Below are 26,441 nucleotides of genomic sequence, written 5' to 3'. Positions count from 1 at the left end.
TGGCTCAGCGGGGATCGTCGTGTGTGGCCTGCTGCGCGCGCAGGTCCATGTAGGCCCGCATGGCGGCTTCGGCCTCGGTTTCACGCCCCAGCGCGACCAGGGTCTGTGCGCGGACCAGGTGGAAGGCGCTGGTCAGGCCGCCCTGCAGGGCCACGCGGTCCAGCGTGCCGAGAGCGGTCTCGGGTTTGCCCGAGCGCAGTTGCGCCAGCGCCAGGGAGATGCGCTGGCGCGCATTGGCCAGGCCCAGTTCATCGAGGGCCGCCAGCAGCACGGCGGCTTTCTCGGGACGGTCGTTTTCCAGGTAGATGTAGGACAGCAGGTCCAGCAGCACGGGGCCGCGCTCGCCCAGCGGATGGGCGGCTTCGGCATGCGGGTCGGACAGTGTGCTGCTCATGGCTTCATCCCTGATATAGAGCGCTGCGGTACATGGCCACCAGATCGCGCAGGTTGGTTTCTTCCTTGAGCAGGCGCACGGCACGGTTGAGCACGCGGCTGTCGCCGTTGCCGTGTTCCGCCAGACCGGCGAGGGCTTTCAGGGCTTCGCGCAGGGCCTCGGCGAATTCCGAAGGCATGAGCAGGTCGCGATTGCCGATGTCGGGGCGCAGAGCCTCTTCGAGGAAGTGGCCGATATTGGGCTTTTCGAGCAGTTGCGTCAACTGGGTGCGGACCGGATCGTCCGTCGGCATCAGGTGGCGGCGGTCGGGCAGCCCCTGGGCGGCTTGCTCTTCCTTGCGGGCATAGGTGATGGTGTCGATGCCGTGATCGAAGCTCATGAGCCGGTTTAGGCTGATGTCGGGCATGGGAGACTCCGGTTCAGGTGTCGGCGCCGACTGCGTCGAGCCATTGGGTCAGATATTCGAGCGCCTGCCGCAGGAGCGGTTCGGTGAATTCCCGCGCATCCAGGCGCACCAGGGCCAGCAGGTGCGGGGTGCCGTCGTATTCGCGCAGCGCCGACTGCACCGGCCAGTCGCCCAGACGGGTGTGATGCGCGCGCTTGCAGGCGCGCAGCAGCCAATCGCCGCTGTCGTAGCGGACGGGCAAAGCCGCATAGATCAGGATTTCCCGGTCGGCCTGCTCCAGCCCCAGCAAACAGCCCGGCCCGGTTCGGAAGACGACCTGGCCTCGTGTGTCGAAGCGCAGGCCGGGGATGCCCGCCGCTTCACCGAATTGTTGCAGGATAGCTGCGGGATCGCTCATCAGAGATCCTCCTCGTCGATGGCCATGTCCAGGGCGCCCTGGATAGCGTTCAAGGCGCCTTGCCGGGTTTCGGCATCCGGGAACACTTGAATGGGGAGGGCGTGCATCAGAGATTTGATGCCGGCCAGGAACGTCACCCGTCCTTCAGGCGAGGCGACGCCGTGCTGCTGCGTCAGGGTCGTGAAGCGTGTCTCGGTGAGCCATTTGTCTCCGGTCAATCCCACCAGGTCGCGCATCAGGCGTTCCCCGTCCGGTGAGCCCTGGTTCCTGGTCCGGAGTTCATTGGACAGGCCGGCGCAGCCATCGAGCACGGTGACAGCCACCTGCAGGTGGTACAGGTCGCCGGTGAGCGCCTGCAGCCGCTGGGGCGAGACGGAAGGACGGGCGGCCGCCAGATCCTGACCCAGGGCCTGGACCAGTTGCTTCAGGCCGCGACCCACATCCTTGCCGCCAAAGCGTTCCAGAGCCAGATCCAGCGTCCGGCTCAGGGAGTCCTCTCCCAGGACGATGTCGCGGTAGGTGTCCTGGAAATTTCGGACGCCTTGGGCGCTGGATGCGAATGCGCCGGCGGTGCCCAGGGTATTGATCCCTGCGCGGATCTGGGGGCCGGTTTCGATTTCGAAATCGGCCAGCGCATCGCGCAGGGACTCCAGCAATTCAGGCGCGGCGCCTTCTTGTTCACCCTTGCGCAGGGCATACTGCAGGGCCAGGTATTGCTGCGATACATCGCCGAAGGCCTGGGCCGCCTGCTGCCTGGGCGAGCCCTGGCCCGAGAGCAGCCGGGCGGTCAGCTCTTCGAGCTTGGCCTGGGCATTCGGATCCTGGGTCTGCTGCAGCATCTCGAGGATTTCCTCGAGCCGCATCAACTCCACAGGGCGCTCGGACTTGATCTTGCGCTGCGCGTGGTGCTTGCTTTCCGTCTTTTCAGCCATGTGCAGGCTGATTTCCTCGGCTGCGTCCCCCAGCGAGGAGATCTCGCCGTCCAGCAGCACCGCCTGTTCGCCCAGCAGGGTGCCGGTTCGGGACTGTCCGGTATTGAGCCCGGCCTGCTGGCCAAACGAGCTGAACCCGGTGGCTGGTCCTCCGGTGTCGATGCGATTCATGATGAGCGGCACTCCGCGTGGATGCTGTGCTCGAATAGTAACCGGCGCGCGCGAAAGGTTCCCAGGGCAAACCCGTGCGATGCGTACGGCTTTGCGCCTCTGGAGTTTCTCCGGATGGGGGAGGGAATGGAACTGGCGGGAAACGGATGACACTAATGCTCTCGAAGGCGGTTTCGCCGGGCCAGATTCCCTTGAGAGGAACTCCCGGACGGGATCGGTTACTGATCGGGTAGCTGCATGTTAGATGCGGTCCCAACGACAATAGGATGATCCAGCGATGAACTCTCCCGTCACTAACTCCGGTGGTATCAATTTCCAGGCCATGCTGGCCACTGGCGATATCCAGACTCTGATCCAGATGGTCCAGGGCGAACGCGTCAGGCTGTTGGATTCGCAACTGGTGGATCAGGTCAAGGCCGTGCAGGCCCGCAACGACCAGATCGCCAAGCTCAACAATGTGCTGTCGGGGCTCAATTCCGTGCTGGCCCGGGCCAAGGATACCAACGCGACCACGAAGATCAACGACGGCAACTGGAATGCCACTGCGGTCACGGACATCGAACTGCCGCTGAACGACCAGATCCGCGAGCTGGGTATCGACAATCTCACCGGCAACTCCAATGTGGGCGGGCAGTGCACCCCGGGACCTGGCATGCCGAAGGATGGTGCCCAGGGCCATTCCATCAAGGGTAGCAGCGTCATTTCGGGCAATTCGACCCGGGGCGAGATTGAGGCCGCCATCACCAAGGTCAAGGGCCTGATCGATGCCGAAAGCAACAACCAGCAGATGGACATGCTGCGCCTGCAGAGCCTGAACAACAAAAAGAACGAGTCCATCGAGATCCTGACCAACACGCAGAAAAAGCACACCGACGCCAACTCCAATATCATTCGCAACATCTGACGCACATCCCGGCCCGCATCTGCGGGCCGGCGTCATCACTTACTCGACCGTCCAGGCGGGTTTCAAGGAGCAGACCATGAGCACTTCCGGCGTAGGCAGTTCTCTTCCCATCGACATCAGCCAGGCGATCGCTTCCGGCGACATCCAGACGCTGATCCAGATGGTTCAGGGCGAACGCGTCAAGCTGCTGGACCAGCAGTTGGTGGATCAGGTCAAGGCCGTGCAGGCCCGCAACGACCAGATCGCCAAACTGAACGATGTGCTGTCCGCGCTGACCAAATTCCAGGGCGCCATCAGCGGCACCGATGCCGGCAGCAAGGTCAAGGACTGGAACTGGGACAAAGTCGATCAGTATGAGATTCCGCTGAACGACGCCATCAAGAAAGCCGGGATCTCCGACATCGGCTTTACCGGAAACGGTCGCGTGACCCCGGGGCCGGGGGAAAGCGTGGACGACGGGCACGGCCACGTGGTGAAAGGCCAGAACAACACCAGCAACGGCAGTACCACCAAGGGGCAGATCGATGCAGCGATCACCAAGGTCAAGGGCCTGATCGATGCCGAAAGCAACAACCAGCAGATGGACATGCTGCGCCTGCAGAGCCTGAACAACAAAAAGAACGAGTCCGTCGAGATCCTGACCAACACGCAGAAAAAGCACACCGACGCCAATTCCAACATCATTCGCAACATCTGACGAGAGGTAATTGATCATGGCCAAAAAGACTCCCGAAGAAATCATCCAGGAAGCCGACGCGTTGATTCGGCAGGTCCGGCAGAGCCTGGAGGATACCCCCGAGATCTATCGCGCCCACGGGCTGGATGCGGACAAGCTCAACGCGTCCATGGGGCCGAAAGAGCAGGCCGAGGCCGAAGCCATGTTCCGCAAGGACATGGAAGACATCGAGCGCGAGGTGGCTGAAGAGGCGGCCCGCCTGAGCTTCGCCAATGCCGGACCCAGCGCGGGCGGCATGCGCAAGATGCGCAACATGATCTGAAGACAATCCGCCGCGGTGAGGCGGCAAGTACACGACAAAGGAATGCCCATGAATGCGCAAACGGATCCCGAGATCACCGAGCAGGAAGCCGCCAGTATTGCCGAGAACTTGTTCGGTCTCTGGAAGGCGGGTGGCACGCTGGCCCAGGCGATGGGTCTGTCGTCCCGGGAATGCGAAGCCATGTATGCCTACGGCCATGCGCTCTATGCGCAGGGCAAGTACAACGATGCCTTCAAGATTTTCGCCCAGTTGGTCTCCTATGACCATATGGATTCGCGCTATCAGTTGGCCTTGGCTTCTGCGCTGCAGATGACCAAGCGCTATGAAGAAGCGCTGCAGCACTACATGATCGTGACGGTGATGCGCCTGGACGACCCGGTGCCGGTCTACCATTGTGCCGAGTGCCTGCTGGCCCTGGGCAAGCCGGACGAAGCGGCCGAATCGCTGGAGCTGGCGATCGGCACTTTATGCAAGCCGGGCGAGCACGACGCGATCAAGGCGCGGGCCGAGATGCTGCTCAAGGCCGTCCGGGCCAAAGCGTTGGCCAAATAACAGGCTCGGCATGGAACGACTTTGCCCCTGATGTCCACATAATCAGTGTAGGCGCCGATGACGGCGTGGAACGAAAACCGAGTCAGCATTCCGGAGCACATTATGACCATTTCCCTGCAGTCCACTTTCCCGCCGGGCTATATTCCCCCCGGCGTCGACCCGAAGTCGCTTGATGCCGCCACCAAGAAGATGGTGGAGACCACAGGCATCACGCTGGACACCGCGCTCAAACTGATCGGGGTGGAGGTCAACGAAGCCAACGCGGGCCGTCTCGATGCCCTGCTGAAGTCCATGCTCCCGGAGCCCTCCAGCGGCAAGAGCACGGGGGATCCCTTCGGCAAGCTCGGGTCTGAAACAGTGGCCATCGACATTTATTCAGTGATGGCACTGTTCCAGAAGTGCGCTCAAGAAATGCGCAACCAGGCACGCGAAGTGCGCAATTCCGAAATGCAGGCGCAGGTCGCCAGCCTGAAGAACGCCGCCCAGGAAATCCGCAATGCGGCCGAAGACCGCCTGCAGCAGGCCATCATCCAGGGCTCGTTCCAGATTGCCGGCGGCGTCACATCGATCGGCATGAGTGTCGCCGGCGGCATCCTGAGCGCCAAGAGCATCAAGAGCGGCGGCGAGGCCAATGCCAAAGGCGTTCGTGTCGATCCCGCGACCAACAAGAAGATCGATCTCCAGGTTGTCAGGGACAGCAAGTTGCAAGGCAACTGGGGCACCGGGCTGAGCAGCACCGCGCAAAGCGCGGGCGGCATCTTCTCCAGCGTCGGCAGCATGGTCGGCGCCGGCAGGGAGCAAGCGGCCGCCGAGCACGATGCCAAGAAGTCCGAGGCTGAATCCGATGCCCGGGTGCATGAGCAAAGCGTGCAGCAGGCCAACGACCTGATGCAGCAGATGATGGACGTGATCCGCGACGTGCGCGAAAAGCTGGGCGCCATCGATCAGGCGCGTAGCGAGACAAACCGCGGCATTGCGCGCAACGTCTGACCCGCGTGTATACGATAGCCAGGAGCGAACATGACTACGACGATTTCGAACGGGCCGGGATATACGCCGCCAGTGGGGGGGACGACGCCCGGACAGGTCAATGAATCGGGCAGCACGGCCGGTACCGGGAAGACGGGGCAGGTCGATATTGAAAAGTTCTACGAAGATATCCTGAGCCTCGTCAAGCAGCAGGACGAGTCCGGCACGTCGGGCCGCAGCGGCAATCCGTTGGTCGACAAGAACGGCGCGCCGCGCATTGATACGCCGTCCGAGATCTTCAGTGCCAGCGACATGATCGATCTGCTGCGCAGCTTGCGCAGCAAGACGCAGGACGAACAGCTCACCACCGCGCAGAAAGGCCTGGAGTCCGCGCGCATCAAGGCCGAGAAGAACACCGAGCACCAGCTCGAGAAGATCCAGGAATGGATCGACAAGTGCAAAGAGGCAGACTCCAAGGGCGCGCTCGGCAAGATTTTCGGCTGGATTGGCAAGATCTTCGCCTTCGTCGCCGCGATCGCGGCGGTGGTCGCGGCTGCGGCGGCGACGGTCGCCTCGGGCGGTGCGGCCGCGCCGCTGCTCGCCCTGGCGATCGTGGGTGCCATCAGCGCCACCATGACGCTGGCCAACGCCATTTCCCAGGAATGCGGCGGGCCCGAGATCAGCCTCAACAGCTTGATCCAGCACACAGTCGGCAAGTTCCTGACGGATGTATGCGGCGTGGACCCCGAGCAGGCGGAAAAAATCTGCAAGATCGTGGGTGGCGCGCTGGCGATCGCCTGCCCCATCATGCTGGCCCTCGAGCCCTCGCTGTTGGGCAACATGGCGCAGAGCATCGCCCTGATGGCCGGTGCGGACGAAAAGACTGCGGGTTACATCGGCATGGCGCTGACGATCGCGGCCGCCATCGGAGTGGGTATCGCCATGGCGGTGATGACGGGCGGTTCGTCCGTGGCATCGACTGCGGCGCAGGTCAGCAACAAGGTGTTACTCTCCTCCATCAAGACCTTCAATACGGTCATGACCGGTACGAATGCGGCCGTATCCGGCGGGACGCAGATCGCGCAGGGGGGCTTGAACATCTCCAAGGCCCAGACGGAAGAAGAGGCTCAGAAGGCGATCGCGGACAAGAAGGATCTCGAGGCCATGATGCTCAAGCTGCAAAAGCAAATGGAAGAGGGACGCGAGGAGATGAAGAAAATCATCCAGCAGATCGAGGAAAGCACGCAACTCGTCAGCAAGATGATTGCCGGCGCGACCGACAACATGACCCAGATCGCCATGAACATGGGCAGCCGCTCGACGGTCTGACCGGTCAGTCGTACACAGGAGAATCACATGTTCCAGCAAGCAACCGCATCCCGCAGCCCGTTCGGCCGCCAGCTTTACGACGGACTGCAGGCGCTGCCGGCCAGTTCACGCATGAGCAACGCGCAGCTCGAGGTCATCTACGCCCTGGCCTACGCCCATGTCACCCAGGGGCAGTATGCTCAGGCGCTGCCGGTGTTCTCGATCCTGGCCACCTATGGCCCCACACGGCGGCATTACGTCGCCGGGCTGGCCTTGTGCCTGGAGCAGTGCGGGCGCTACGAAGATGCCATCAGCATGTATTCGCTGCTGATCACACTCTTTCCGGGCAGTCCGGAGCCCGCCTTGCAGATTGCCGAGTGCCTGCTGATGCTGGGCCGCACGGCCGAAGCGGTCGAGGAACTGGACCGGGTGCTGCTCAGCATTGCGGAATCGGGCGGCGAATACGATGCGCTTCGACCGCGCGCCCAGGTATTGCGCGACTTGGTAGGGCGAAGGGCCTCTTGATGAGGGCGGGTCGAACACCGCCTTCCGGCGCGCCTGCGCCCGGCTCTCAAGCCGTCTCTCCGGAGACGGCTTTTGTGCTTGGAGCCGATGACGCCCGTTTCCTGACTGAAGTCGGTATGCTGGCTGCAGGCTGCGGGGATGTGCGACATGCGGATACAATTTTCAATGCGTTGCGCCGTGTCCGGCCGGATCGCGCCTATCCCCTGGTGGGGCTGGCCGTCGCGCGCCTGAACGCCGGTCGGGCCGCCGAAGCGGCCCGCCTGCTGGAAGCCGCGGATCTTGCCGATCCGCAGGAGCGGGCCGTGGCCCATGCCTGGAGAGGCCTGGCCTGGCAGTTGGCCGGCTTCGGCGCCGAAAGCCGTCGGGTGCTGGCCGATGCCTCCGCGCTGCCCGGTGAAGGCGGAGCACTCGCCCGGCAGATGCTGGGGTTGGCGGCGGAAGTGCCGAATGATGATGTTTGATCAAGGAGTCTGATCATGGAAATCGCTGCCCTGACCGCTGCGCTGGGTGCCCAGGCACTGCCCACAGCCGGCACTGTGGCTCGCGCCGAGCCGACCGGCCTGGCGACTGAGCGTTTCAACGCCCTGATGAATGCGCCCCAGGAGCCCTCGCTGAACGGCGTGTCGGCGGCGCTGCAATCGGCCTTCGCCGCCACGCCGCCGGATGCTGCGCCCACGTTGGGCGGCCAGATCCTTTCGGGCCTGAGGGGCGTGGCGACCGAATTTTCGGATAAGTGGAGAGGCGTCGCACACAGCCTGGACGGCATGGGCGCGCAGCCGGCGATCAGCGACATGTTGCGCCTGCAGACCGAGCTGATGCAGGTTTCGGTGCAGTACGAACTGGTGGGCAAGGCAGTGTCGCGCTCCACGCAGAATATCGATACGCTTGTCAGGATGTCTTGATGGTTTTTCCTCTTTCGATGCTGTTTCCGGCACCTGCTTTCATCCGCTCGTTGCGGCTGGTGCTTGCTGCTCTGGTCCTGGCAGCCCTGGCGGCTTGCGGCTCCAACGTCACACTGTATTCCGCCGCCAGCGAGGGTGAGGCCAACGAGTTGCTGTCGGTTCTGCTCGATGCCGGCATCCGGGCCGAGAAAACCATCGGCAAGGAAGGCGCGGCCATTTCGGTGGATGGCACCCAGGTGGCCCGCGCCCTCGATATCCTGCGCAAGCAGGGCCTGCCGCGCGAGCGCTTCGACGGTATGGGCCAGATCTTCCGCAAAGAGGGCCTGGTGTCCTCGCCGCTCGAGGAGCGCGTCCGGTACATTTATGCGCTGTCTCAGGAATTGACCAATACACTGTCGCAAATGGACGGCGTGCTTGCCGCGCGCGTGCATGTGGTGCTGCCCGAACGCGGCGAGATCGGCGAGTCCGCCACGCCTTCGACGGCGGCCGTCTTCATCAAGCACCAGGTGGGCTACTCCTTCGATGCGCTCCGGCCGCAGATTCGCCAGTTGGTCACGCACGCCATTCCAGGCCTGACGGAAGACCGGGTCTCCATTACCCTGGTATCCGCCCAGCCTGACGCAGGGGCGGCGTATGAAATGCCCGTCCAGGTCTCGGTGCTGGGACTCCAGGTCGCTCAGAGTTCCGCCGGCGGCCTGGGGCTGATGCTGGGTGTGCTGATCCTGTTGGTTCTGAGCCTGGCGGGCGGCCTGAGCTACCTGCTGTGGCGCGGGGGCTGGACGCTCCCGGGCAGTGCGCTTCGTGAGCGGGCCGAACCGTCAGTCCGTCCGTCGGCGCACGAAGGTGCCGAATGAACGCCGTCTTGTTCAGCGCGCGGCTGCTGGAGTTCAATCTGTTGCCCAGCCTCACGCTTCACCCCAGCCGGCACGAGGCTTTTGGCGCACCATCCCGGCCCGTGCCGGCGGTATGCTCACCCGCCTGGCATCGGCACTGGTCAGCGGCCATCCTGCGCCGGCTGAGTTTGCGGGATCGTCCCGTGATCGATGCCGCGCGCCCCGAGCTGGCACTGGCCCTGCTGCCGCCGGACCGGCTGGCCCGGCTCGCCCGCCATCTGGGCGCCGTGTGCTGTGCGCCTTGCCTGCGCCGGACCATCGCCGGCGACGAGGTGCGCGAACTGGCGGCGGCGCTGGGCGTCGACGCGCTGGATTTCGCCCGTCGCGCCGAGACCGGCCCGTGGTCTCTGCCAGCGGATCAAGACCTCGGGCCGGTGGCCACGCTGGCGGCACGGGTGGACCGGATCGGCCGCACGGCTCTGCGCGCCGTTTTCCAGGCGGCGGGGCCGGAACTCGGCTTGCGCGCCGACCTCAAGCTGGAAGATGATCCCGAAACCGGTGAGCCGGAAGACGTCCGGGTGCCTCCGGACCTGACTTTGGCTGTTCTCGAAACCATCGAACCGACATGGCATTCCTCATTTCTCGCAATGCGCTGAACCCGCGCCCCCTGGCGGCAGTCCCGGATCCGGCGGCCCGGGTGCTGCGCGCGGCCGATTATGCTGCGCTGATCCAGGCCCAGGCGCTCATCGACGAGGCGCGTGCGCAGGCCGACGCCATCCTGGCGGGGGCCCAGGAAGCCTTCGAGGCCGAACGCCGCCGCGGCTACGAGGACGGCAAGCAGGAGGCCCTGCTCGACCAGGCCGAGAAGATGATCGAGACTGTCGGCCGCACGGTCGATTACTTCGCCGGCGTGGAAAACGAAATGGTCGATCTGGTCATGTCGGCTGTACGCAAGGTCATCGATGGATTCGACGATCGCGAAAAAATCATGATCGTGGTGCGCAATGTGCTGGCCGTGGTGCGCAACCAGAAACACATGACTCTGCGGCTGCATCCGGACGAAGTCGAAATCGTGCGGGCGCGTATCAACGACATCCTGGCCGCCTACCCCGGAGTCGGTTACCTGGATTTGCTGGCCGATGCGCGGCTGACGCCGGGCGCCTGCATTCTAGAAAGCGAGATCGGCATGGTCGAGGCCAGCCTGGAGGGTCAGATCGCAGCCTTGCAGGGTGCGTTCCAGCGCACGCTGGGCAGCCGGGTTTAGGGCGGGCCAGGCCATGCGTCAGTTCGACTACATCACCGAAATGATGGAAATGGCGCTGCACGACACGCCGACCTTGCGGATCAAGGGGCGGGTGACTCAGGTCATCGGCACCATCATCAAGGCCGTCGTCCCGATGGTGAAAATCGGCGAAGTCTGCATCCTGCGCAATCCGGGCGAAGATTTCGAGATGAAGGGCGAAGTCGTGGGCTTCGCCCGGGACGCCGCTTTGCTGACCCCGCTGGGAGACATGTACGGCATTTCTTCCGCGACCGAGGTCATTCCCACTGGGCGGGCGCACATGGTGCCCGTGGGAGCAGGGCTGCTGGGCCGGGTGCTCGACGGGTTGGGCCGGCCCCTCGACGTGGCCGAGCGCGGCCCGCTGGAGGCCAGCAAGTTCTACCCGGTCTTCGCCGAAGCGCCCGATCCACTCAAGCGTCGCATCATCGACAGGCCGTTGGAGCTCGGCGTGCGGGCGTTGGACGGCATGCTGACCTGTGGCGAAGGCCAGCGCATGGGGATTTTCGCGGCGGCCGGCGGCGGTAAATCCACGCTGATGGGCATGCTGGTCAAGGGCGCCGACGTGGATGTGACCGTGGTGGCATTGATCGGCGAGCGGGGCCGCGAAGTGCGCGAGTTTCTGGAGCATGAGTTGGGCCCTGAGGGGCGGCGCAAGAGTGTCATCGTGTGCGCCACCAGCGACAAGTCCTCGATGGAGCGTGCCAAAGCATCCTACGTCGCCACGGCCATCGCCGAGTATTTCCGCGATCAGGGCAAACGGGTGTTGTTCCTGATGGATTCGGTCACCCGTTTCGCGCGTGCGCAGCGCGAGATCGGCCTGGCGGCGGGCGAGCCGCCGACGCGCCGGGGCTACCCGCCGTCCGTATTCGCGACCCTGCCCAAGCTCATGGAGCGGGTCGGCATGAACGAGCACGGCTCCATCACAGCCCTCTATACTGTGCTGGTCGAGGGCGACGACATGACCGAGCCCATTGCCGACGAGACGCGTTCCATCCTGGACGGGCATATTGTGCTGTCGCGCAAGCTGGGTGCCTCCAACCATTATCCCGCCATTGATGTGCTGTCTTCGGCCAGCCGGGTCATGAACGCCGTGGTGACGGACGAGCACAAGCGGTTCGCCGGGCGCGTGCGCGAGCTGATGGCCAAGTACCAGGAGGTCGAACTGCTGGTCAAGATCGGCGAGTACAAGCGCGGCGGGGATGCCGTAACGGACGAGGCCATCGACAAGATCGACGCCATCAACCGTTTTTTGCGGCAGAAGACCGACGAGCATTCAACCTTGCATGACGCGATCGAAGCCATGAAGGCGATCATCGAAGGGCCTGTCACATGAACGTATTCCGCGAATTGATGGCCATCAAGCGCTTTCGCGAGGGTCAGGCGGAGTTGGCCGTGATGCGGCAGCGCCAGACGCTGGCCGAAGCCGAAAGGCTGAAGGGTCAGGCGCTGGAGCAGCTTGAGGAATACCGGCGGTGGTCGTTGCAAAGGGAACTGGACATGTACCGGGACCTGTGCAGCCGCTTAGTGCGTGCAAGTGAAATCGAGGACGTCCTGGAAGACGTCGCTGGCCTGCGCGAAGGCGAGCACGATCACGAAACCCGCCTCGAAGAGGCCGGGGATCAGGCGCGCCGCGAGGCGGAGCAGTTGGCCCAGTATCGCGAGGTGCATCGCGAGGCCTCGCGCATGGTCGAGAAATTCGTCCAGTTGGCCAGCCTGCACGCGGCTGAGGAGTTGCGCGAGCTGGAGCGCAAGGAAGACCTGGAAATGGAAGAGGCGGCATCCGTGACGCGCGACCACGAAGACTGGCTGCAGCATGATGACTATGAGCCCGCATGAACATAACTGAACGCCGCATCGATCTGAACATCGGCCTGGACTCGAGCATGCCGGACCTGGGGCAGCAGGGCGCCGGCGCATCGCGCCGCGAGGCGTCCGATGCGGATCGGCGCGCCTTCGAGCAGGCCCTGACGCAAGAGGGCGAAACCTGCATGCCCGCGGCGGAAACCGCCGACTCGCGGGCTGGGACCCCCAAGCCGTTCTCCTTGTTTCCCGGCGCCCTGACGCCCCCAGGCCAACCGGAGCCGGCCGCCGCCCCTGACGGCCTGGCGCAGGCGCTGGGGGAGGCGGCCGACCGCATGCTGGTGGGCGATGGCAGCAGCGGCCGGCGCGAGGTGCGTCTGGACCTGAAGGCCGAGGTGCTGCCGGGCGTGACCCTGTCCGTTTACGAGGAAGAGGGCAGGCTGGTGGCCGCGTTCGTTTGCGCCAGTGAGCCTTCGCGCGAAACCCTGAACCGCTGCGCGCAGGCGCTGGCCGAAGAACTTGCCCAATCGCTCACTCGCTCCGTGCTGGTGCGGGTCAGTACCGACGACCCCGAAGACCCTTGCCTGTTGGAGGCGGCTGCGGCCACATGATGAAGATGGTTTCATGGATTCGATGAACGCCTTGCCACACCGGAACGTTGACCTGCCGCGCTTGACGGCCAACCAGGCCCAGGCGCTGACCATGGTAGCGATCCATGGGGCGGATCTGCGGGTCGAACTGCCGGCGCCCGATGGCGTCGATGCAGTGCCCGGCGCCTGGCGCCTGAGCCTGGCACCGGGCGCGCCGGACGCCTTGCGCCAGGCGGCTTCTTATCGGGCTGACCTGGAATGGGCGGGCGCCGCCCTGCGCCTGAGCCTGCCGCCGGCCACGCTTTCGGCCTGGGTTGATGCCCGGCTGCCGGACCTGGGGGCCGGAGAACTGCCCGAGGTGCTGCGGGCCGCTGCCCTGGAGACCCTCCTGGCCGAGGCCGCAGCGGCGCTGTCGCCGGCTTCGCCGGGCGGTCCGGTACGCGTGCTGGCCGAGCCTCGCGAAGGGGTGCCGCCTCATGCCTGGACCCTGGCAGCCCGTGCCGAGGCGCGCGGCGAAACAGGGCTGGCGGTGCTGGAGGCCGACGACCTGGGCCTGATGCTGCTGGCCGGCCTGCTCAGCCGGGTGCCTCCGGGTGGATCGGACGCATGCGACGAATCAACTCTGCCGGTGCGCCTGCGCGCCGAGATCGGGTGTGCCGATCTGCCGACCTCCGACCTGCGCGCCCTGGGCGCGGGCGACGTCGTCCTGCTGGATCAGTATCTGGTCGGCCCCGAAGGCGAGCTGTGGCTGGGCATTCCGCAAGGCCAGGGCGTGCGCGTGCGCGCCGAACATTCTTCTTATCTCGTGACCCAAGGCTGGACCTCCCTCATGACTCAGACTGTTCCATCCGCCGAAGACACTCCGCCCGCCGAACCGCTGGATATCGACGCCGTGCCGGTGAGGCTGACCTTCGACCTCGGTGATCGGGTCCTGTCGCTGGCCGAATTACGCCAGTTGCAGCCGGGCGCCCTATTCAATCTGCAGCGGCCGCTCGCCGATGGTCCGGTCATGATCCGCGCCAACGGCGCGCTGATCGGCACCGGTGATCTGGTCGATGTGGACGGCAAAATCGGCGTGCGGGTCGGCACATTGGGCCAGAAATCCCATGAGCGGTAATTTCGATCCCGTCAGTCTGGCCATTGCGCTGGCGCTGCTGGCGCTGCTGCCGCTGGCTGCCGTGATGACCACGTCTTTCCTGAAACTGGCCGTGGTGTTCGCGTTGGTGCGCAATGCCTTGGGCGTGCAGCAGGTGCCGCCCAATATGGCGCTCTACGGCCTGGCTGTGATCCTGTCGGTCTACGTCATGGGGCCGGTGGTGATGCAGGTCGGGCAGGAACTGCGCGCGGTGAGTGCGCCGACCAGCCAGTCCGCCGCCGCCGAATCCCGCAACGATCCTGTGGGCGCCATGCTCGATGCCGTGTCGCGCGGCATCGAGCCGCTGCGCGGCTTCATGCTGAAGAACAGCCGGCCCGAGCAGCGGGATTTCTTCGTGCGCACCGCTCGCCATCTGTGGGGCGAGGCCCAGGCGCGTGAACTGCGCCAGGACGACATGATCGTGCTGATCCCGGCATTCCTGGTCTCCGAGCTCACGGCCGCGTTCCAGATCGGTTTCCTGCTCTACCTGCCCTTCGTCATCATCGATCTGATCGTGTCCAACATTCTGTTGGCGATGGGCATGATGATGGTGTCCCCGGTGACGATCTCCATGCCGCTCAAGCTTTTCCTGTTCGTCATGATCGATGGCTGGACGCGGCTGATCCAGGGCCTGGTCCTGTCCTACTCCTGAGGCGCGCATGGGAACCGTCGATATCGTCTCCTACATGACCCAGGCGCTGTACCTGACCCTGTGGCTGTCGCTGCCGCCGATCGCCGTGGCAGCCATCGTGGGGACGCTGTTCTCGCTGTTCCAGGCGCTGACGCAGATCCAGGAGCAGACGCTGTCCTTCGCGATCAAGCTGATCGCCGTGTTCATCACCCTGCTGCTCACGGCGCGCTGGGTCAGCGGCGAGCTTTACAACTACGCTGTGGCCGTGTTTGACCTGTTCCACAAGATACGCTGAGGACGGACGAGAGATGCTCACCGGCGCGGCCTATGCTGAACTCAATGTATTCCTGGGATCCTGGGCGCTGACGCAGCCCCGGCTCCTGGCCATGTGCAGCATGTTGCCCCTGTTCAACCGGCAGTTGTTGCCGGGGCTGCTGCGTTACGGCATCTGCGCCGGCTTGGGGCTGGTGCTGGTTCCCATGGTAATGCCGCGCTATGCGGAAGTGGACCTGGGCACGGTGGGCCTGCTGCTGCTGATCGCCAAGGAAGTCTTCATCGGCCTGGTAATGGGCTTCATGGTGGCGATTCCCTTCTGGATCTTTGAGGCGGTGGGCTTCGTCGTCGACAACCAGCGCGGCGCCAGCCTGGGTGCCGTCATCAACCCCGCCACGGGCAACGATTCTTCGCCCCTGGGCATTCTGTTCAATCAGGCGTTCCTGGTGTTTTTCCTGGTGGGCGGCGGCTTCACGCTGATGCTGTCGCTGCTCTACGACAGTTTCCGGCTCTGGGACCTGTATTCCTGGTCGCCGACGCTGCGCGCCAGCAGCATCCCGCTGATGCTGGATCAACTCAGCCGTTTCATGCGCATGGTGCTGCTGTTTGCCGCGCCGGCCATCGTGGCGATGTTCCTGGCTGAACTGGGCCTGGCCCTGGTCAGCCGTTTCGCGCCGCAGTTGCAGGTGTTCTTCCTGGCCATGCCCATCAAGAGCGCCCTGGCATTGCTGGTGCTGGTGCTGTACATGAGCCCGCTGTTCGAGTATGCCGGCGATACGGTGCGCGGCATTCCGGGTATCCTGCCTTTCCTCGACGAACAATGGAGGCTTCCATGAGCGGAGAAAAGACTGAACAGCCAAGCGCCAAGCGGCTGCGGGAATCCCGCGAAAAGGGCGACGTCGCGCATAGCAAGGACTTCACGCAGACCTTGCTGATCCTGGCCCTCTTCGGTTATATGCTGGGCAACGCCACGGGCCTGATCGAATCGTTGGGCCGGATCCTGCTGGTGCCGGCGGGTCTGACGGGCATGCCCTTCGACATCGCCCTCAAGACTGCGCTGGATGCCACCTTGCGCGAAGCTTTGCTGTTGCTGCTGCCTTTCTTCCTGATTGTGCTGGGTATCGGCATGTTCAGCGAATTCCTGCAGGTCGGCATCGTGCTGGCCTTCAAGAAACTGATTCCCTCAGGCCAGAAGCTGAATCCCGCGTCTAATCTCAAGAACATTTTTTCCAAGAAGAACCTGGTCGAGTTCCTCAAGTCGGCGTTCAAGATCGCCTTTCTCTCGATCCTGGTCACGCTGGTGGTGCGCGATGCGTTGCCGCAACTGATGTCGGTGCCGCACAGCGGTTTGGCCGGTCTGCAGACCGGGGTGGGCGGCATGCTGCGCACGCTGATCGTCAATGTGGCGGTCGCCTACGTCATCATTTCCCTGGCTGATTTCGTCTGGCAGCGCATGCAGCACCGCAAGCAACTGATGATGAGCAAGGAAGAGATCAAGCAAGAATACAAGGAAATGGAAGGCGATCCCCACATCAAGGGCAAGCGCAAGCACCTGCACCAGGAAATGGTCATGCAGGGCGCCGTCCAGAGCACGCGCAAGGCCACGGTGGTGGTAACCAACCCGACGCACCTGGCGATCGCCCTTTACTACGACGAGGACGAAACGCCGTTGCCCGTGGTGCTGGCCAAGGGCGAGGGCGCGCTTGCGATGGAAATGATGCGCGCCGCGCGCGAGGCCGGCGTGCCTGTCATGCAGAACATTCCCCTGGCGCGGGCCCTGATGGCCGATGCCCAACTGGATCAATACATCCCGAGCGAACTCATCGAACCCGTCGCTGAAGTGCTGCGCCTGGTGCGCAAGCTGGCGGCGGAATCACCGGAGTAGAACGATGACCGTCCCATCCCACCCCCTGATCGCGGACTACGCCGCCCGCCATGGTATTGCAGACGGCGTGCGCGCCGATGGCCGCCTCACGATCCGGATCGACGACAAGTATCGTGTGCACCTGCTGGGGGCGCGCAACGGCTGGCTGGCGATCAGCGCGCGGTTGTGCGCCTTGCCGCCAGGCAGCCTGGAGCGCGAACGACTCTTTGCCGAAATCGGCCGGCAGGCCGCCGGCATGCTGAGCAATCATCCTTCGGCCTGCGTGGTCGATCCGGACGAAGACGCCGTGTGGCTGCAGCAGATGGTGCGTCCCGATATGGATGCCGTCGGAATGGATGAGGCCGTGGGTGATTTCGCCAATGCCTTGGCGTTCTGGACGAGTGCGGTGCGGCGAGCGGCATGATGATCACACGATATACAGGAGTTGCTTTGTTGAAACGTTGGATGCCGGCCTGCGCGCTGGCCTTGTGTCTGGTGGGCACGACCGCACGGGCAGCGCCGAACTGGCCGCTGGCCGCTTACAGCTATTACGCCGAGAATGAAAGCCTGCAGAGCGTGCTGCGGCAGTTCGCCGGCGGCTTCAGTCTGGCTCTGGAACTGGCCCCCGGAGTCGCGGGTACGGTCAACGGCCGGTTCAATGCAGCGACGCCGACCGAGTTCATGGACCGGCTGGGCGGTGTGTACGGTTTCAACTGGTTCGTCTATTCGGGCACTTTGTTCGTCAGCCCCTCCAGCGCCATGGTGACGCGCTCCATCAGCGCCATGGGCAGTTCGATCACGGCGCTGCGTGATGCCTTGATGGAACTGGGCGTGCTCGATCCCCGCTTCGGCTGGGGGGAACTGGCCGATCAGGGGATCGCTCTGGTCTCCGGTCCGCCCGCCTATGTCAAACTGGTGCAGAAAATGGTGGCGGCGTTGCCGCTGGGGGCAGGCGGGCAGCAGGTGGCGGTGTTCCGTCTGAAACACGCTTCGGTCAATGACCGCACCGTCAGCTACCGCTCGGAAAGCGTTGTGACGCCGGGCTTGGCGACAGTCCTGCGCAATCTGATCCTGGGCTCGGGCTCCGGCGCCAACAATGAAACCCTGACCGCAGTGGCCGCGCCGCTGCGCGAGAATCCGCCGGTGTTCGCCGGGCCGGACGGGGGGGCGGATGGCGCCCCGCCCGCGCCTGCCGGAAGCGGCTCGACGGCGTCGGAATCCCGGCGTCGCGCTTCGGGATTGCGGTTCCGTGAGCCGACGGTGCAGGCGGACCCCCGCCTGAATGCCATCATCGTGCAAGACATTCCTGATCGCATCCCTATCTACCGGCAGCTCATCGAGCAGCTCGACGTGCCCAGCACTCTGATCGAGATCGAGGCGATGATCGTCGACGTGAACTCCGACAATGTCAGCGAACTGGGCGTCACCTGGGGGGCCAAGGCCGGGAATGCGACTTTCGGCTACAGCGATTTCGGCCTCAGTCCCAGCAACGGGCTGCCGCTGGATAGCGGCGCCTCGCTGTCGCCGGGCACCCTGGGGCTGTCCATCACCAACGTGTTGGCGGCGCGCCTGCATGCGCTGGAAACCAAGGGAGCGGCCAATATCCTGTCGCAGCCGTCCATCCTGACGGCCGACAACATGGGTGCTCTCATCGACCTGTCGGATACGTTCTATATCCAGACCACGGGCGAGCGCGTGGCCACGGTCACGCCCATCACGGTGGGCACGTCGCTGCGCGTGACGCCGCGCTACATCGAAGGCAGCAGCGACCGGCGCCGGGTCGAGCTCACGGTGGACATCGAGGACGGCCGCATCCAGGATGAGCGCAGGATCGGCTCGCTGCCGACAGTGCGCAAAAGCAGCATCAGCACGCTGGCCATCGTGAACGATGGCCAGACCCTGCTGGTCGGCGGCTATAACAGCAGCCAGGACAGCCAGCAGGTCGACAAGGTGCCAGGCCTGGGCGATATTCCCTTGCTGGGCGCGCTGTTCTCCAGCAAGAGCAAGACCATGCAGCGCCGCGAACGCTTGTTCCTGCTGCGGCCGCGCGTGGTGTCGATCGAGGGCCATCCCGTGGTTCCGCCACGCCTGCAGTCCGGCGACACCGGCCCCGCCCTGAGCGCTACCTGGCCCGATAATGGCAAACCCATGAGCGCAGGCGAGTATCTCGACCTGATTCAGGGGCAGCAGACGCGCGTGCGCTTCGAAGCCGTGCGCGAGGCGGCGGTGTCCGGGCCCGTGCGGGCCGGATCCGCGTATGTCGAATCCAAAGTGTTAGGGGATGCCGACATGCCGCGCGGGGGCGCCGCCGCCGTGGCCGGCACGGCCGTGCATGTGGAGTTGCAGCCGGTTCGATAAAGCGGCGGGGCCGTGGACAGGCGTCCGGCGGCCCGCCTACCGGATGCCGTGCGGCGGGCTGCTAGAAGTTCAGCGGCAAGCCCTTTTTCTGGAGCCTGTCGCGCAGCGCGGTGCGTGCCCGCGACAAGCGGCTGCGGACTGTGCCGATGGGAACCGACAACAGAGCGGCCGCTTCTTCGTAGGACAGATTGTCCAGCCCGACCAGCAGCAGGATGCTGCGCATGCTTTCGGGGAGTTCGTCCAGCGATTCCTGCAGCAGGCGCATGGATTGGGATTGTTCGGCGGCTTGCTCGGGCGTGACCGATTCGGAGGCCAGGTCGGCAAGGCCGTCGTCTCCGACAAAGTCGTAGCGGCGTTCCGGCGCCCGGGACAGATGATTGCGGATCAGGTTCAGCGCGATGCCGTACAGCCAGGTCGACAGTTGCGACTCGCCGCGGAAGGTCCGGTAGGAGCGGGCGGCTTCGGTGAAAGCCTGCTGGGCGAGGTCTTCGGCTTCGCTGGTGTTTCCGATATGCCGGATGATGAAGCGCTGCAGGCGGGCGCTATGCTCCTGGACCAGGTCGCGGAAGAGTCTTTCTTCAGCAGGATCAACTGGAGCCGTTGGAGAGGCGGATGGCGCCAGGGCGTCATCAGGATCGAGAGAGGAGCTCATGAGAGAGACTCAGCAGCCAACGCAATTGCTGAAGCGATGGGAGCATGTCGTGAAGCTTAGCAACAAAGGTAAGCATGTTTATAACACTGAACGCAGTGGGGGTAATCGCTGGATTTACCCCTAGAACACCGGATACAGGCGTTCTTGAAACATGCTGATACCGCAAGCCGCTGGAGGCTCTGCCGGCGCTTCAGTCTTGCCGCAGCAGGTCGCGCATCCAGCCTTGGGCCGTCTCGGCAGCAACCGGGCTTTGACCTTGGGCGACCGCCTGATCGAAGTGCAGCTGCATGGCCCCGTCGATCTCCTGGAGGCGTTGCGGGCTCAGGGAGGAAGGGTCGATGGCCAGCGCACGGCAGGCGGTCAGGAAGCCGGCGCCCCGGGCGCTGGCGGAATGGTCCAGCCGGGTCACGAAGTCCACACCCGACAGCGCCTGGCTTGATGTCTGCGCCATGTCCAGCGCCTGTGACACCGCGCGCGAAGACAAAGGCTTGCCCGGGCTGGGTTCCAGCCCCAGTTCTCGGGCGACGACCTGAGTGATGCCGATGCCATAGCTGTGTGCGAGGGCCTCGGTGAACAGGCGGGTCGTGTCGACATCGGGGGCGACCCAGGCGACGCTGCGCCCGCTGGGCGTCGTGCCGGTACCCAGCACCTGCATGGATTGCCCCGAGACGGAAATATAGACAGCCTCGGAGCCGAGTGCTGCGGCTTCGAAGTGCTCCAGGCTCGGGCTTCCCAGCGAGGGAGGGGAAGTGGATTGGTTGATGTTCATAAGGAAGACATGTTGGACGGACGGGGTGTCGGACCACATGCTAGACAAAAACCGGCACCGCAGACTTGGTAACCAGGATATCGGAAAGGTTCCGCCCGTGCTGTACCCTGATCTTTCCAAATTTTACTTGCGCCCCGGCGAAACCGTCCCGGCCAGTGCGGCGCGCCATCGAACGGTTGTTTCGCGTATGATAAGGACTGGTTTTCTCGTCCTTTCCAATCAGCCATGCCCTTTGCCATCGAAAAGTCCGGGACCGCGCTTATTTTCCAACCCGAAGGCTTGGTCAACAGCGCCAATGCCGCCGCCTTCGAGGCCGACCTGATGGCGCAGGTCGACAAAGGCGAGCAGCGCATCGTACTCGATCTGGCTCGCCTGGACTATATTTCCAGCGCCGGCCTGCGGGTCGTGCTGCTGCTGGCGAAAAAGCTCAAGCAATCGGGCGGCGCGCTGATCCTGTGCGACATCCAGCCCAATGTGCGCGAGGTCTTCGAGATCAGCGGATTCCTGTCCATCCTGAAGGTCAGCGCAACACGCGCAGAGGCCGTCGCCGCCCTGGAGTGACGGGTCTCAGGCCCGTCCGCCGGCCTGGATCGGTGTGCGGGCCTTTTCAGGGCTGATTGTTCAGCATTCCACCACGTTCACGGCCAGACCGCCGCGTGACGTTTCCTTGTATTTCGATTGCATGTCGGCACCGGTCTGGCGCATGGTCTCGATGACCGTGTCCAACGAAACGTGGTGCTTGCCGTTGCCGTGCAGCGCCAGACGCGAGGCATTGATCGCCTTGTTGCCACCCATCGCGTTGCGTTCGATGCAGGGGATCTGCACCAGGCCGCCCACCGGGTCGCAGGTCAGGCCCAGATTGTGCTCCATGCCGATTTCCGCCGCGTTCTCGACCTGGGCGACCGTGCCGCCCTGGACGGCTGTCAGCCCGGCAGCCGCCATGGAACAGGCCACGCCCACCTCGCCCTGGCAGCCGACCTCGGCGCCCGAGATCGAGGCATTTTCTTTGTACAGAAAACCGATCGCCGCCGCCGTCAGCAGGAAGTCCACCACGCCGTCTTCCGACCAGTCGGGGATGAAGGCGCGGTAGAAGCGCAGCACGGCGGGCAGCAGGCCCGAGGCGCCATTGGTCGGCGCCGTCACCACCCGGCCGCTGGCGGCGTTTTCCTCGTTCACGGCCATGGCGTACAGGTTCACCCAGTCCATGGCGAACATCACGTCGTCTTCGCGTTTCGGGCTGTTTTTCAGTTGGGTGTACAGCGCCGGGGCACGGCGGCGGACCTTCAGACCGCCGGGCAGGATCTCGTCGGTGAATGCGCCCTGCAGGCCGCAGCCCCGGTCGATGGCCTCGTCCATCACCTGGGCGATGCGCAGCACGCCGGCGCGGACCTCTTCGGGCGACCGCAGCGTGGATTCGTTCGCCATCATCAACTGGGCGATCGTCAGGCCGTGCCGCTGACAGGCCTCCATCAGCTCGGCTCCGGTGGCAAAGGGGTAGGGCATCGGTGCGTGCTCGGGCACGGTCTCGTCGGTCTCGATGCTGTCCAGGGCGCGGATGAAGCCGCCACCGATCGACACATAGCGTTCGTCCAGCAGCGTCTCGCCCGTCGCGTTCGCAGCGGTGAAGCGCATGCCGTTGGGGTGTTCCGGCATCGGCTTGACCCGTCCGGAAAAGGCGAACTTGGGATCGAAATCGATCGTGTGGCTGCGCCACAGCGTCAAACGGTGATCGCGTGTCACGGTTTCGATCAGGCCGTTGATTGCGGCGGGATCGACCGTGTCCGGGGCTTCGCCCATCAGACCCAGCATGATGCCCATGTCGGTGCGGTGGCCCGCCCCTGTTTCCGCCAGGGAGCCGTAGAGCTGGATGTTCAGGCCGGCCACCTGGGACAGCAACCCGCGGGCGTCCAGATTGCGCGCGAAATTTCGTGCAGCGCGCATTGGCCCCACCGTGTGCGAACTGGAAGGCCCGATGCCGATTTTGAAAATGTCGAAGACCGACAGCGCCATGATGATCCTCCTGTGCGCCTTGTGAAGTGTGGCGCCCCGGCGTCCGGCTGACCCCATGTGGGACGGTTTCGTGGACGCTCGAGGGCTTTTTTATCGATTCTAGTGATTTGGCAGATTCTGGATTGAACGAAAACGACATCAAGCAGGAATTAAATCATCTATTCTGGTGTCAGCATGGTATTTTGAACGCTCACTTCTTGGCGATGCTTTGCTTGAATAGAACAAAAGCGACGATAAATCTAATTTAATGAACAAAAACGACATATCCGTTCGGATCGGGTTCGTCTTGCTGCCGCAGTTCACCATGGGCGCCTTCGCCGCGTTCGCCGACCTGCTGGGCTTGCTGGACGCCCAGACCGGCACGCCCGGCCCCTGTGCCTGGGAGGTCGTCGCCGAGACCCTGATTCCCGTGCGGTCGGCCAGCGGCATCCAGGTCGTGCCCACCGATCTGCTGGGTGATCCCTTGCGGTTCGACTATGTGGTCGTCGTCGGTGGCCCGTTCGCTCCGATGGCCGAGGCCGGGCCGGTGTTGTCGGCCTGGCTGCGCCAGGCGGCCCGGGGCGGCCGCCATCTGGTCGGTTTGTGCAATGCCGTCCACGCACTGGCCCGGGCCGGCGTGCTGACCGGCTATCGGCTGTGCGTCGGCGGCGACCAGTACCGGGATTTCACCGATCGCTTTCCCGCCATCGCGCCGGAGCGGATCGTCACCGACCGCCCTTCGCTGTTCGACCGGCGCCGCATCACCTGCGTCGGCGGGGCCGCCGTGACCGACGTCGCCGTGCGTATCCTGCGCCGTCATCTGCCGGAGGCCGACGTCCGCCGCGCCTTGCGCGGCCTGCAGATCGACGCGGCCGCAGGGCAGGGTGGCCAGATCCAGCCCCCGCCGCCCGGCGTCCCGGCCGACAGCCCGTCGGCCCTGCGCCGTGCCACCCTGGTGATCGAGCAGTATGCGGGTCAGATTCCAAGCCTGCCCGACCTGGCCGATCGCCTGGGCTTGTCGCCCCGCCAGTTGCAGCGCCTGTTCCGCCAGCACCTGGACACCACGCCGCAAGCCTACGCCCGCACCGTGCGCGTCCGTCAGGCAGCCTGGATGCTGCGCCACACCGACAAGACCATCGCCGCCATTGCCTCGGACTGCGGCTTCGCCGACGCCGCCCACATGGGACGGGCCTTTCGTGCCGCGCACGGCATGGCCCCCGGCGCCTGGCGGCGAACAGAGGCCGAAAACACCGTATAATGACGATCCTCTTTCCGGCGCGATGCTCTATCGCGCCGACTCTGCCCGAGTGGTGAAATTGGTAGACGCAGGGGACTCAAAATCCCCCGCCGCAAGGCGTGCCGGTTCGATTCCGGCCTCGGGCACCACTAGGCTCTACCCCATTGCCGCGCGCAGGCCATGCAGGGACATGCTCGGTACAATCAGCCTGTGACCTTACGGAGCCAGGCAGACCCCCATGAGAATCGACGGCATCATTTTTGACAGTGACGGCACGCTGGTGGATAGCGAGATCCTTTCGGCGCGGGCCGTCAGTCAGATCCTGCAGGACGCGGGTGCGGACCTGTCGGCGGACGAGGCGCTCGAGCGGTTTCGTGGATGCCAATTCGCCGTGTTTGCGGACGCTTTGCTGCGTGACTACCCGGTCATGGATGCCGACATGTTCATCCCCGAATTCCGGCGGCGCAGCACCGCGCTCTTCGCGCGGGAATTGAAGCCGATGAACGGGGCGTTGGAGGTGGTGGCGGCCATCACCATCGACAAATGCGTGGCGTCGAACGGTCCCAGGGAAAAGATCGAATCCTGCCTCGGGACGACGGGCCTGCTGCCGTATTTCGAGGAACGCGTGGTCAGCGCCTATGAAGTCGGTTCCTGGAAGCCGGACCCGGACCTGATTCTGCACGCGGCTTCGCTGATGGGCTTGTCCCCGAGCCGGTGCATGCTGGTCGAAGACAGTCTGGCCGGCGTGCAGGCCGGTCTGGCCGCCGGCGTCGAGGTGATCGGCTACCGGCTCAGCGAAGCGACGCAGGCGGCTGTCGGCCACCGTGTCCGAGTGATCCAGGAGTTGGCCGAACTGCACGATCTCATCGACAGCCCGGTTTGATCATCATCATCCGCCGGACTATGCTGAGGTCCGGCATTCACTGATCCAGTCGATTCCCATGACCGCTCAACCCTTGCTTCTGATCCAGGTCGGTTCCCCGCCCGATGACGTCCGTGCCCGTGAAGGCGACGTGCCCGTGTGGTTTCGCCGGGCGCTCGGCCCCGATGGCGATGCACTGCAGGTGGTGCGGGTGTTCGAGGGTGAACCCCTGCCAGCGCCGGGCGAGCACCGGGCGGCGATCATCACGGGGTCCTGGGCCATGGTCACGGACCGGCTGGACTGGAGCGAAGCCACGGCCGACTGGATCCGTCAGGCGATGCGCATCGACATGCCGCTCTTTGGCGTCTGCTACGGCCATCAGTTGATGGCAGATGCCCTGGGCGGCCAGGTCGGCTATCACCCCGGCGGCATCGAACTCGGTTGTCAGGAAATCGAATGTCTGCCCGGCATGTCGTCCGATCCGCTGGCCGATGTGCTGCCTGCCCGCTTCATGGCGCCCTTGTCGCATCGGCAGACCGTGCTGGCGCTGCCGCCGGGCGCCCAGGTACTGGCGCGCTCGGCGCATGACGCTCATCAGATCGTGCGCTACGGGCCGCACACCATTTCAACCCAGTTTCACCCTGAATTCACACCGGCCATCTCGGCCTCCATCGTGCGCGGACGCGCGGACGCCTTGCGCGCCGAGGGTCTCGATCCCGAAGCGATTCTGGCCGGCCTGTGTGAAACCCCGGTGGCGCTGGCACTGCTCAGGCAGTTTGTACGGACTGTGCTTCCCGCCGGGACGCGTGCCGGGTAAAAACGCGCCCTCAATCGGTGAATTCCCATTTTTGCGCGCTGGCGCCGGCCAGTTCCTGCACGCGTTGCTCGTCCGGCTCGTGATCTCGAGGGCGGCGATTTCGGCAGGGGACATGGAGCGGGATTAAGATGTGTCCAGCGGTCCGATGAGGATGCATCGGGCCGGGCTCGCGGCAAAAGGAGGCCCCGGCATGTCGAATCCACTGACCCTGTACACCGACGCACATTTCATCAGCCCGTATGCGATGTCGGCCTTCGTGGCCCTGGAGGAAAAGGGCGTGTCCTTCGAGTTGTCGCCGGTCGATCTGGACCGGGGCGCCCAGCGCGAGGCCGGCTACGTCTCCCTGTCCCTGACGGGCAAGGTCCCCATGCTGGTGCATGGGTCGTTCGCCTTGACCGAATCCTCCGCGATCACGGAGTACGTGGACGAGACTTTTCCCGGTTCTGCGCTCTATCCGTCCACTGCGCTGCAGCGTGCGCGGGCACGCCAGATCCAGGCCTGGCTGCGCAGCGACCTGATGCCGATCCGTCAGGAACGTTCATCGGAAAACCTGTTCCGCCGCCCGCCGCCGCTCGCGCCCCTGTCCGAGGCGGCGCAGCAGGCGACCGGCAAACTGCTGGCCGCCGCCGATCGCCTGCTGCCCGAAGGCGCGGATGCCCTGTTCGGGGCCTGGAGCATCGCCGACTTTGAACTGGCGTTCATGCTCAATCGCCTGGTACTGTGTGGCGATCCCGTCCCCCGGCGGCTGGCGGAATATGCCGATCGCCAATGGCACCGGCCCTCGGTCCAGCGCTGGGTGATGCTGCCGCGATGAGCCGCCGGCAGTTCCATGAAACGTGGGATATCCTGGGCGATGATGAAATATACTCGCCGTCACTAATATCTTAATTA

The 26,441-nt window shown here is 64.5% G+C and carries 34 protein-coding genes and 1 tRNA gene; 28 read left to right on the top strand and 7 right to left on the bottom strand.

All coding sequences use genetic code 11. The annotated features are described in order from the left end of the window. Window positions 1-4: 4 nt before the first annotated feature. From WA983_RS10605 to sctW, 4 genes are read right to left on the bottom strand one after another with little or no spacing between them, the layout of a single operon-like run. Window positions 5-394 carry a hypothetical protein gene (locus WA983_RS10605; RefSeq protein WP_424251823.1) on the bottom strand — a complete coding sequence of 130 codons (390 nt, stop codon included), beginning with the start codon at window positions 392-394 and terminating at the stop codon, window positions 5-7. Window positions 395-398: 4 nt separating this feature from the next. Then, window positions 399-800, bottom strand: a complete 402-nt coding sequence (locus WA983_RS10600; RefSeq protein ID WP_424251821.1) for a hypothetical protein — start codon at window positions 798-800, stop codon at window positions 399-401. Window positions 801-813: 13 nt separating this feature from the next. Beyond that, on the bottom strand, window positions 814-1,197 hold the full coding sequence (locus WA983_RS10595; protein WP_424251819.1) for a hypothetical protein: 384 nt from the start codon (window positions 1,195-1,197) through the stop codon (window positions 814-816). After that, a complete protein-coding gene (sctW, locus tag WA983_RS10590; protein ID WP_424251817.1) occupies window positions 1,197-2,300 on the bottom strand; it encodes a type III secretion system gatekeeper subunit SctW in 1,104 nt (367 codons plus the stop codon). Before sctW ends, WA983_RS10595 begins: the two co-directional genes overlap by 1 nt. Window positions 2,301-2,577: 277 nt before the next feature. On the opposite strand from sctW, the gene WA983_RS10585 reads away from it, so the two are divergent. The 22 genes from WA983_RS10585 to sctC all read left to right on the top strand — a co-directional run bounded on the left by WA983_RS10585 (window position 2,578) and on the right by sctC (window position 19,224). Beyond that, window positions 2,578-3,204, top strand: coding sequence for a hypothetical protein (locus WA983_RS10585; protein ID WP_424251815.1), 627 nt, complete (start codon window positions 2,578-2,580; stop codon window positions 3,202-3,204). A 76-nt stretch (window positions 3,205-3,280) separates the two neighbouring features. Next, window positions 3,281-3,901, top strand: a complete 621-nt coding sequence (locus tag WA983_RS10580) for a hypothetical protein (protein ID WP_424251813.1) — start codon at window positions 3,281-3,283, stop codon at window positions 3,899-3,901. A gap of 16 nt (window positions 3,902-3,917) precedes the next feature. Next, window positions 3,918-4,202, top strand: a complete 285-nt coding sequence (locus tag WA983_RS10575) for a hypothetical protein (protein ID WP_424251811.1) — start codon at window positions 3,918-3,920, stop codon at window positions 4,200-4,202. Between the two features lie 48 nt (window positions 4,203-4,250). Beyond that, window positions 4,251-4,754 (top strand): SycD/LcrH family type III secretion system chaperone, encoded by a 504-nt coding sequence (locus WA983_RS10570; protein WP_424251809.1) that lies wholly within the window; start codon window positions 4,251-4,253, stop codon window positions 4,752-4,754. A gap of 102 nt (window positions 4,755-4,856) precedes the next feature. Beyond that, a complete protein-coding gene (sctB, locus tag WA983_RS10565) occupies window positions 4,857-5,744 on the top strand; it encodes a type III secretion system translocon subunit SctB (protein ID WP_424251807.1) in 888 nt (295 codons plus the stop codon). Between the two features lie 30 nt (window positions 5,745-5,774). After that, window positions 5,775-7,052, top strand: a complete 1,278-nt coding sequence (sctE, locus tag WA983_RS10560) for a type III secretion system translocon subunit SctE (RefSeq protein ID WP_424251805.1) — start codon at window positions 5,775-5,777, stop codon at window positions 7,050-7,052. A gap of 27 nt (window positions 7,053-7,079) precedes the next feature. Beyond that, window positions 7,080-7,556, top strand: a complete 477-nt coding sequence (locus WA983_RS10555) for a SycD/LcrH family type III secretion system chaperone (protein WP_424251803.1) — start codon at window positions 7,080-7,082, stop codon at window positions 7,554-7,556. A 74-nt stretch (window positions 7,557-7,630) separates the two neighbouring features. Next, window positions 7,631-8,017 (top strand): hypothetical protein, encoded by a 387-nt coding sequence (locus WA983_RS10550; protein WP_424251801.1) that lies wholly within the window; start codon window positions 7,631-7,633, stop codon window positions 8,015-8,017. A gap of 15 nt (window positions 8,018-8,032) precedes the next feature. Next, a complete protein-coding gene (gene sctI / locus WA983_RS10545; protein ID WP_424251799.1) occupies window positions 8,033-8,458 on the top strand; it encodes a type III secretion system inner rod subunit SctI in 426 nt (141 codons plus the stop codon). 17 nt (window positions 8,459-8,475) lie between these two features. Beyond that, window positions 8,476-9,312, top strand: coding sequence for a type III secretion system inner membrane ring lipoprotein SctJ (gene sctJ, locus WA983_RS10540; RefSeq protein ID WP_424251855.1), 837 nt, complete (start codon window positions 8,476-8,478; stop codon window positions 9,310-9,312). After that, a complete protein-coding gene (locus tag WA983_RS10535) occupies window positions 9,309-9,947 on the top strand; it encodes a SctK family type III secretion system sorting platform protein (RefSeq protein ID WP_424312006.1) in 639 nt (212 codons plus the stop codon). Before sctJ ends, WA983_RS10535 begins: the two co-directional genes overlap by 4 nt. Further along, a complete protein-coding gene (locus tag WA983_RS10530) occupies window positions 9,917-10,555 on the top strand; it encodes an HrpE/YscL family type III secretion apparatus protein (RefSeq protein WP_424249386.1) in 639 nt (212 codons plus the stop codon). Before WA983_RS10535 ends, WA983_RS10530 begins: the two co-directional genes overlap by 31 nt. Window positions 10,556-10,568: 13 nt before the next feature. Further along, entirely contained in the window at window positions 10,569-11,906 is a 1,338-nt protein-coding gene (gene sctN / locus WA983_RS10525; protein WP_424249384.1) for a type III secretion system ATPase SctN, read from the top strand. Beyond that, a complete protein-coding gene (locus tag WA983_RS10520) occupies window positions 11,903-12,409 on the top strand; it encodes a type III secretion protein (protein WP_424249382.1) in 507 nt (168 codons plus the stop codon). Before sctN ends, WA983_RS10520 begins: the two co-directional genes overlap by 4 nt. After that, window positions 12,406-12,984, top strand: a complete 579-nt coding sequence (locus tag WA983_RS10515) for a type III secretion HpaP family protein (RefSeq protein WP_424249381.1) — start codon at window positions 12,406-12,408, stop codon at window positions 12,982-12,984. The genes WA983_RS10520 and WA983_RS10515 overlap by 4 nt, the downstream gene beginning before the upstream one ends. A gap of 13 nt (window positions 12,985-12,997) precedes the next feature. Continuing rightward, window positions 12,998-14,080, top strand: coding sequence for a type III secretion system cytoplasmic ring protein SctQ (gene sctQ / locus WA983_RS10510; protein WP_424312005.1), 1,083 nt, complete (start codon window positions 12,998-13,000; stop codon window positions 14,078-14,080). Next, window positions 14,070-14,750: a type III secretion system export apparatus subunit SctR gene (sctR, locus tag WA983_RS10505; protein ID WP_424249378.1), complete on the top strand. Its 681-nt coding sequence runs from the start codon at window positions 14,070-14,072 to the stop codon at window positions 14,748-14,750. The genes sctQ and sctR overlap by 11 nt, the downstream gene beginning before the upstream one ends. 7 nt (window positions 14,751-14,757) lie before the next feature. Beyond that, window positions 14,758-15,024, top strand: a complete 267-nt coding sequence (sctS, locus tag WA983_RS10500) for a type III secretion system export apparatus subunit SctS (RefSeq protein ID WP_424249376.1) — start codon at window positions 14,758-14,760, stop codon at window positions 15,022-15,024. A 13-nt stretch (window positions 15,025-15,037) separates the two neighbouring features. Beyond that, window positions 15,038-15,838, top strand: a complete 801-nt coding sequence (gene sctT, locus WA983_RS10495) for a type III secretion system export apparatus subunit SctT (RefSeq protein ID WP_424249375.1) — start codon at window positions 15,038-15,040, stop codon at window positions 15,836-15,838. Continuing rightward, complete coding sequence (gene sctU, locus WA983_RS10490) at window positions 15,835-16,887, top strand: type III secretion system export apparatus subunit SctU (RefSeq protein WP_424249373.1); 1,053 nt, start codon at window positions 15,835-15,837, stop codon at window positions 16,885-16,887. Before sctT ends, sctU begins: the two co-directional genes overlap by 4 nt. Before the next feature lie 4 nt (window positions 16,888-16,891). Beyond that, a complete protein-coding gene (locus WA983_RS10485) occupies window positions 16,892-17,290 on the top strand; it encodes a CesT family type III secretion system chaperone (protein WP_424249371.1) in 399 nt (132 codons plus the stop codon). Window positions 17,291-17,331: 41 nt separating this feature from the next. Further along, on the top strand, window positions 17,332-19,224 hold the full coding sequence (sctC, locus tag WA983_RS10480; protein ID WP_424249388.1) for a type III secretion system outer membrane ring subunit SctC: 1,893 nt from the start codon (window positions 17,332-17,334) through the stop codon (window positions 19,222-19,224). A gap of 61 nt (window positions 19,225-19,285) precedes the next feature. On the opposite strand, the gene WA983_RS10475 is transcribed toward sctC, so the two are convergent. After that, a complete protein-coding gene (locus WA983_RS10475; protein ID WP_424249369.1) occupies window positions 19,286-19,876 on the bottom strand; it encodes an RNA polymerase sigma factor in 591 nt (196 codons plus the stop codon). A 190-nt stretch (window positions 19,877-20,066) separates the two neighbouring features. After that, on the bottom strand, window positions 20,067-20,645 hold the full coding sequence (locus tag WA983_RS10470) for a hypothetical protein (RefSeq protein WP_424249367.1): 579 nt from the start codon (window positions 20,643-20,645) through the stop codon (window positions 20,067-20,069). 225 nt (window positions 20,646-20,870) lie between these two features. On the opposite strand from WA983_RS10470, the gene WA983_RS10465 reads away from it, so the two are divergent. Then, window positions 20,871-21,206, top strand: coding sequence for an STAS domain-containing protein (locus tag WA983_RS10465; RefSeq protein ID WP_424249365.1), 336 nt, complete (start codon window positions 20,871-20,873; stop codon window positions 21,204-21,206). A gap of 60 nt (window positions 21,207-21,266) precedes the next feature. Here WA983_RS10465 and WA983_RS10460 read toward each other — a convergent pair whose 3' ends face one another. Beyond that, complete coding sequence (locus tag WA983_RS10460) at window positions 21,267-22,655, bottom strand: L-serine ammonia-lyase (protein ID WP_424249363.1); 1,389 nt, start codon at window positions 22,653-22,655, stop codon at window positions 21,267-21,269. Between the two features lie 286 nt (window positions 22,656-22,941). On the opposite strand from WA983_RS10460, the gene WA983_RS10455 reads away from it, so the two are divergent. From WA983_RS10455 to yfcF, 5 genes are all read left to right on the top strand, one after another. After that, on the top strand, window positions 22,942-23,892 hold the full coding sequence (locus WA983_RS10455; RefSeq protein ID WP_424249361.1) for a GlxA family transcriptional regulator: 951 nt from the start codon (window positions 22,942-22,944) through the stop codon (window positions 23,890-23,892). Between the two features lie 43 nt (window positions 23,893-23,935). Next, a tRNA-Leu gene (locus WA983_RS10450) sits at window positions 23,936-24,020 on the top strand. Between the two features lie 89 nt (window positions 24,021-24,109). After that, complete coding sequence (locus WA983_RS10445) at window positions 24,110-24,754, top strand: HAD-IA family hydrolase (RefSeq protein WP_424249359.1); 645 nt, start codon at window positions 24,110-24,112, stop codon at window positions 24,752-24,754. Window positions 24,755-24,812: 58 nt separating this feature from the next. Next, complete coding sequence (locus WA983_RS10440) at window positions 24,813-25,550, top strand: glutamine amidotransferase (RefSeq protein WP_424249358.1); 738 nt, start codon at window positions 24,813-24,815, stop codon at window positions 25,548-25,550. Window positions 25,551-25,740: 190 nt separating this feature from the next. After that, window positions 25,741-26,364 carry a glutathione transferase gene (yfcF, locus tag WA983_RS10435; RefSeq protein WP_424312004.1) on the top strand — a complete coding sequence of 208 codons (624 nt, stop codon included), beginning with the start codon at window positions 25,741-25,743 and terminating at the stop codon, window positions 26,362-26,364. Window positions 26,365-26,441: the final 77 nt, after the last annotated feature.

This window comes from Castellaniella sp., assembly GCF_049650445.1.
Classification (GTDB): Bacteria; Pseudomonadota; Gammaproteobacteria; order Burkholderiales; family Burkholderiaceae_B; genus Castellaniella.
The sequence above is the reverse complement of the archived record's forward strand: the minus strand, read 5'-3'. Positions and strand labels throughout refer to the sequence as shown.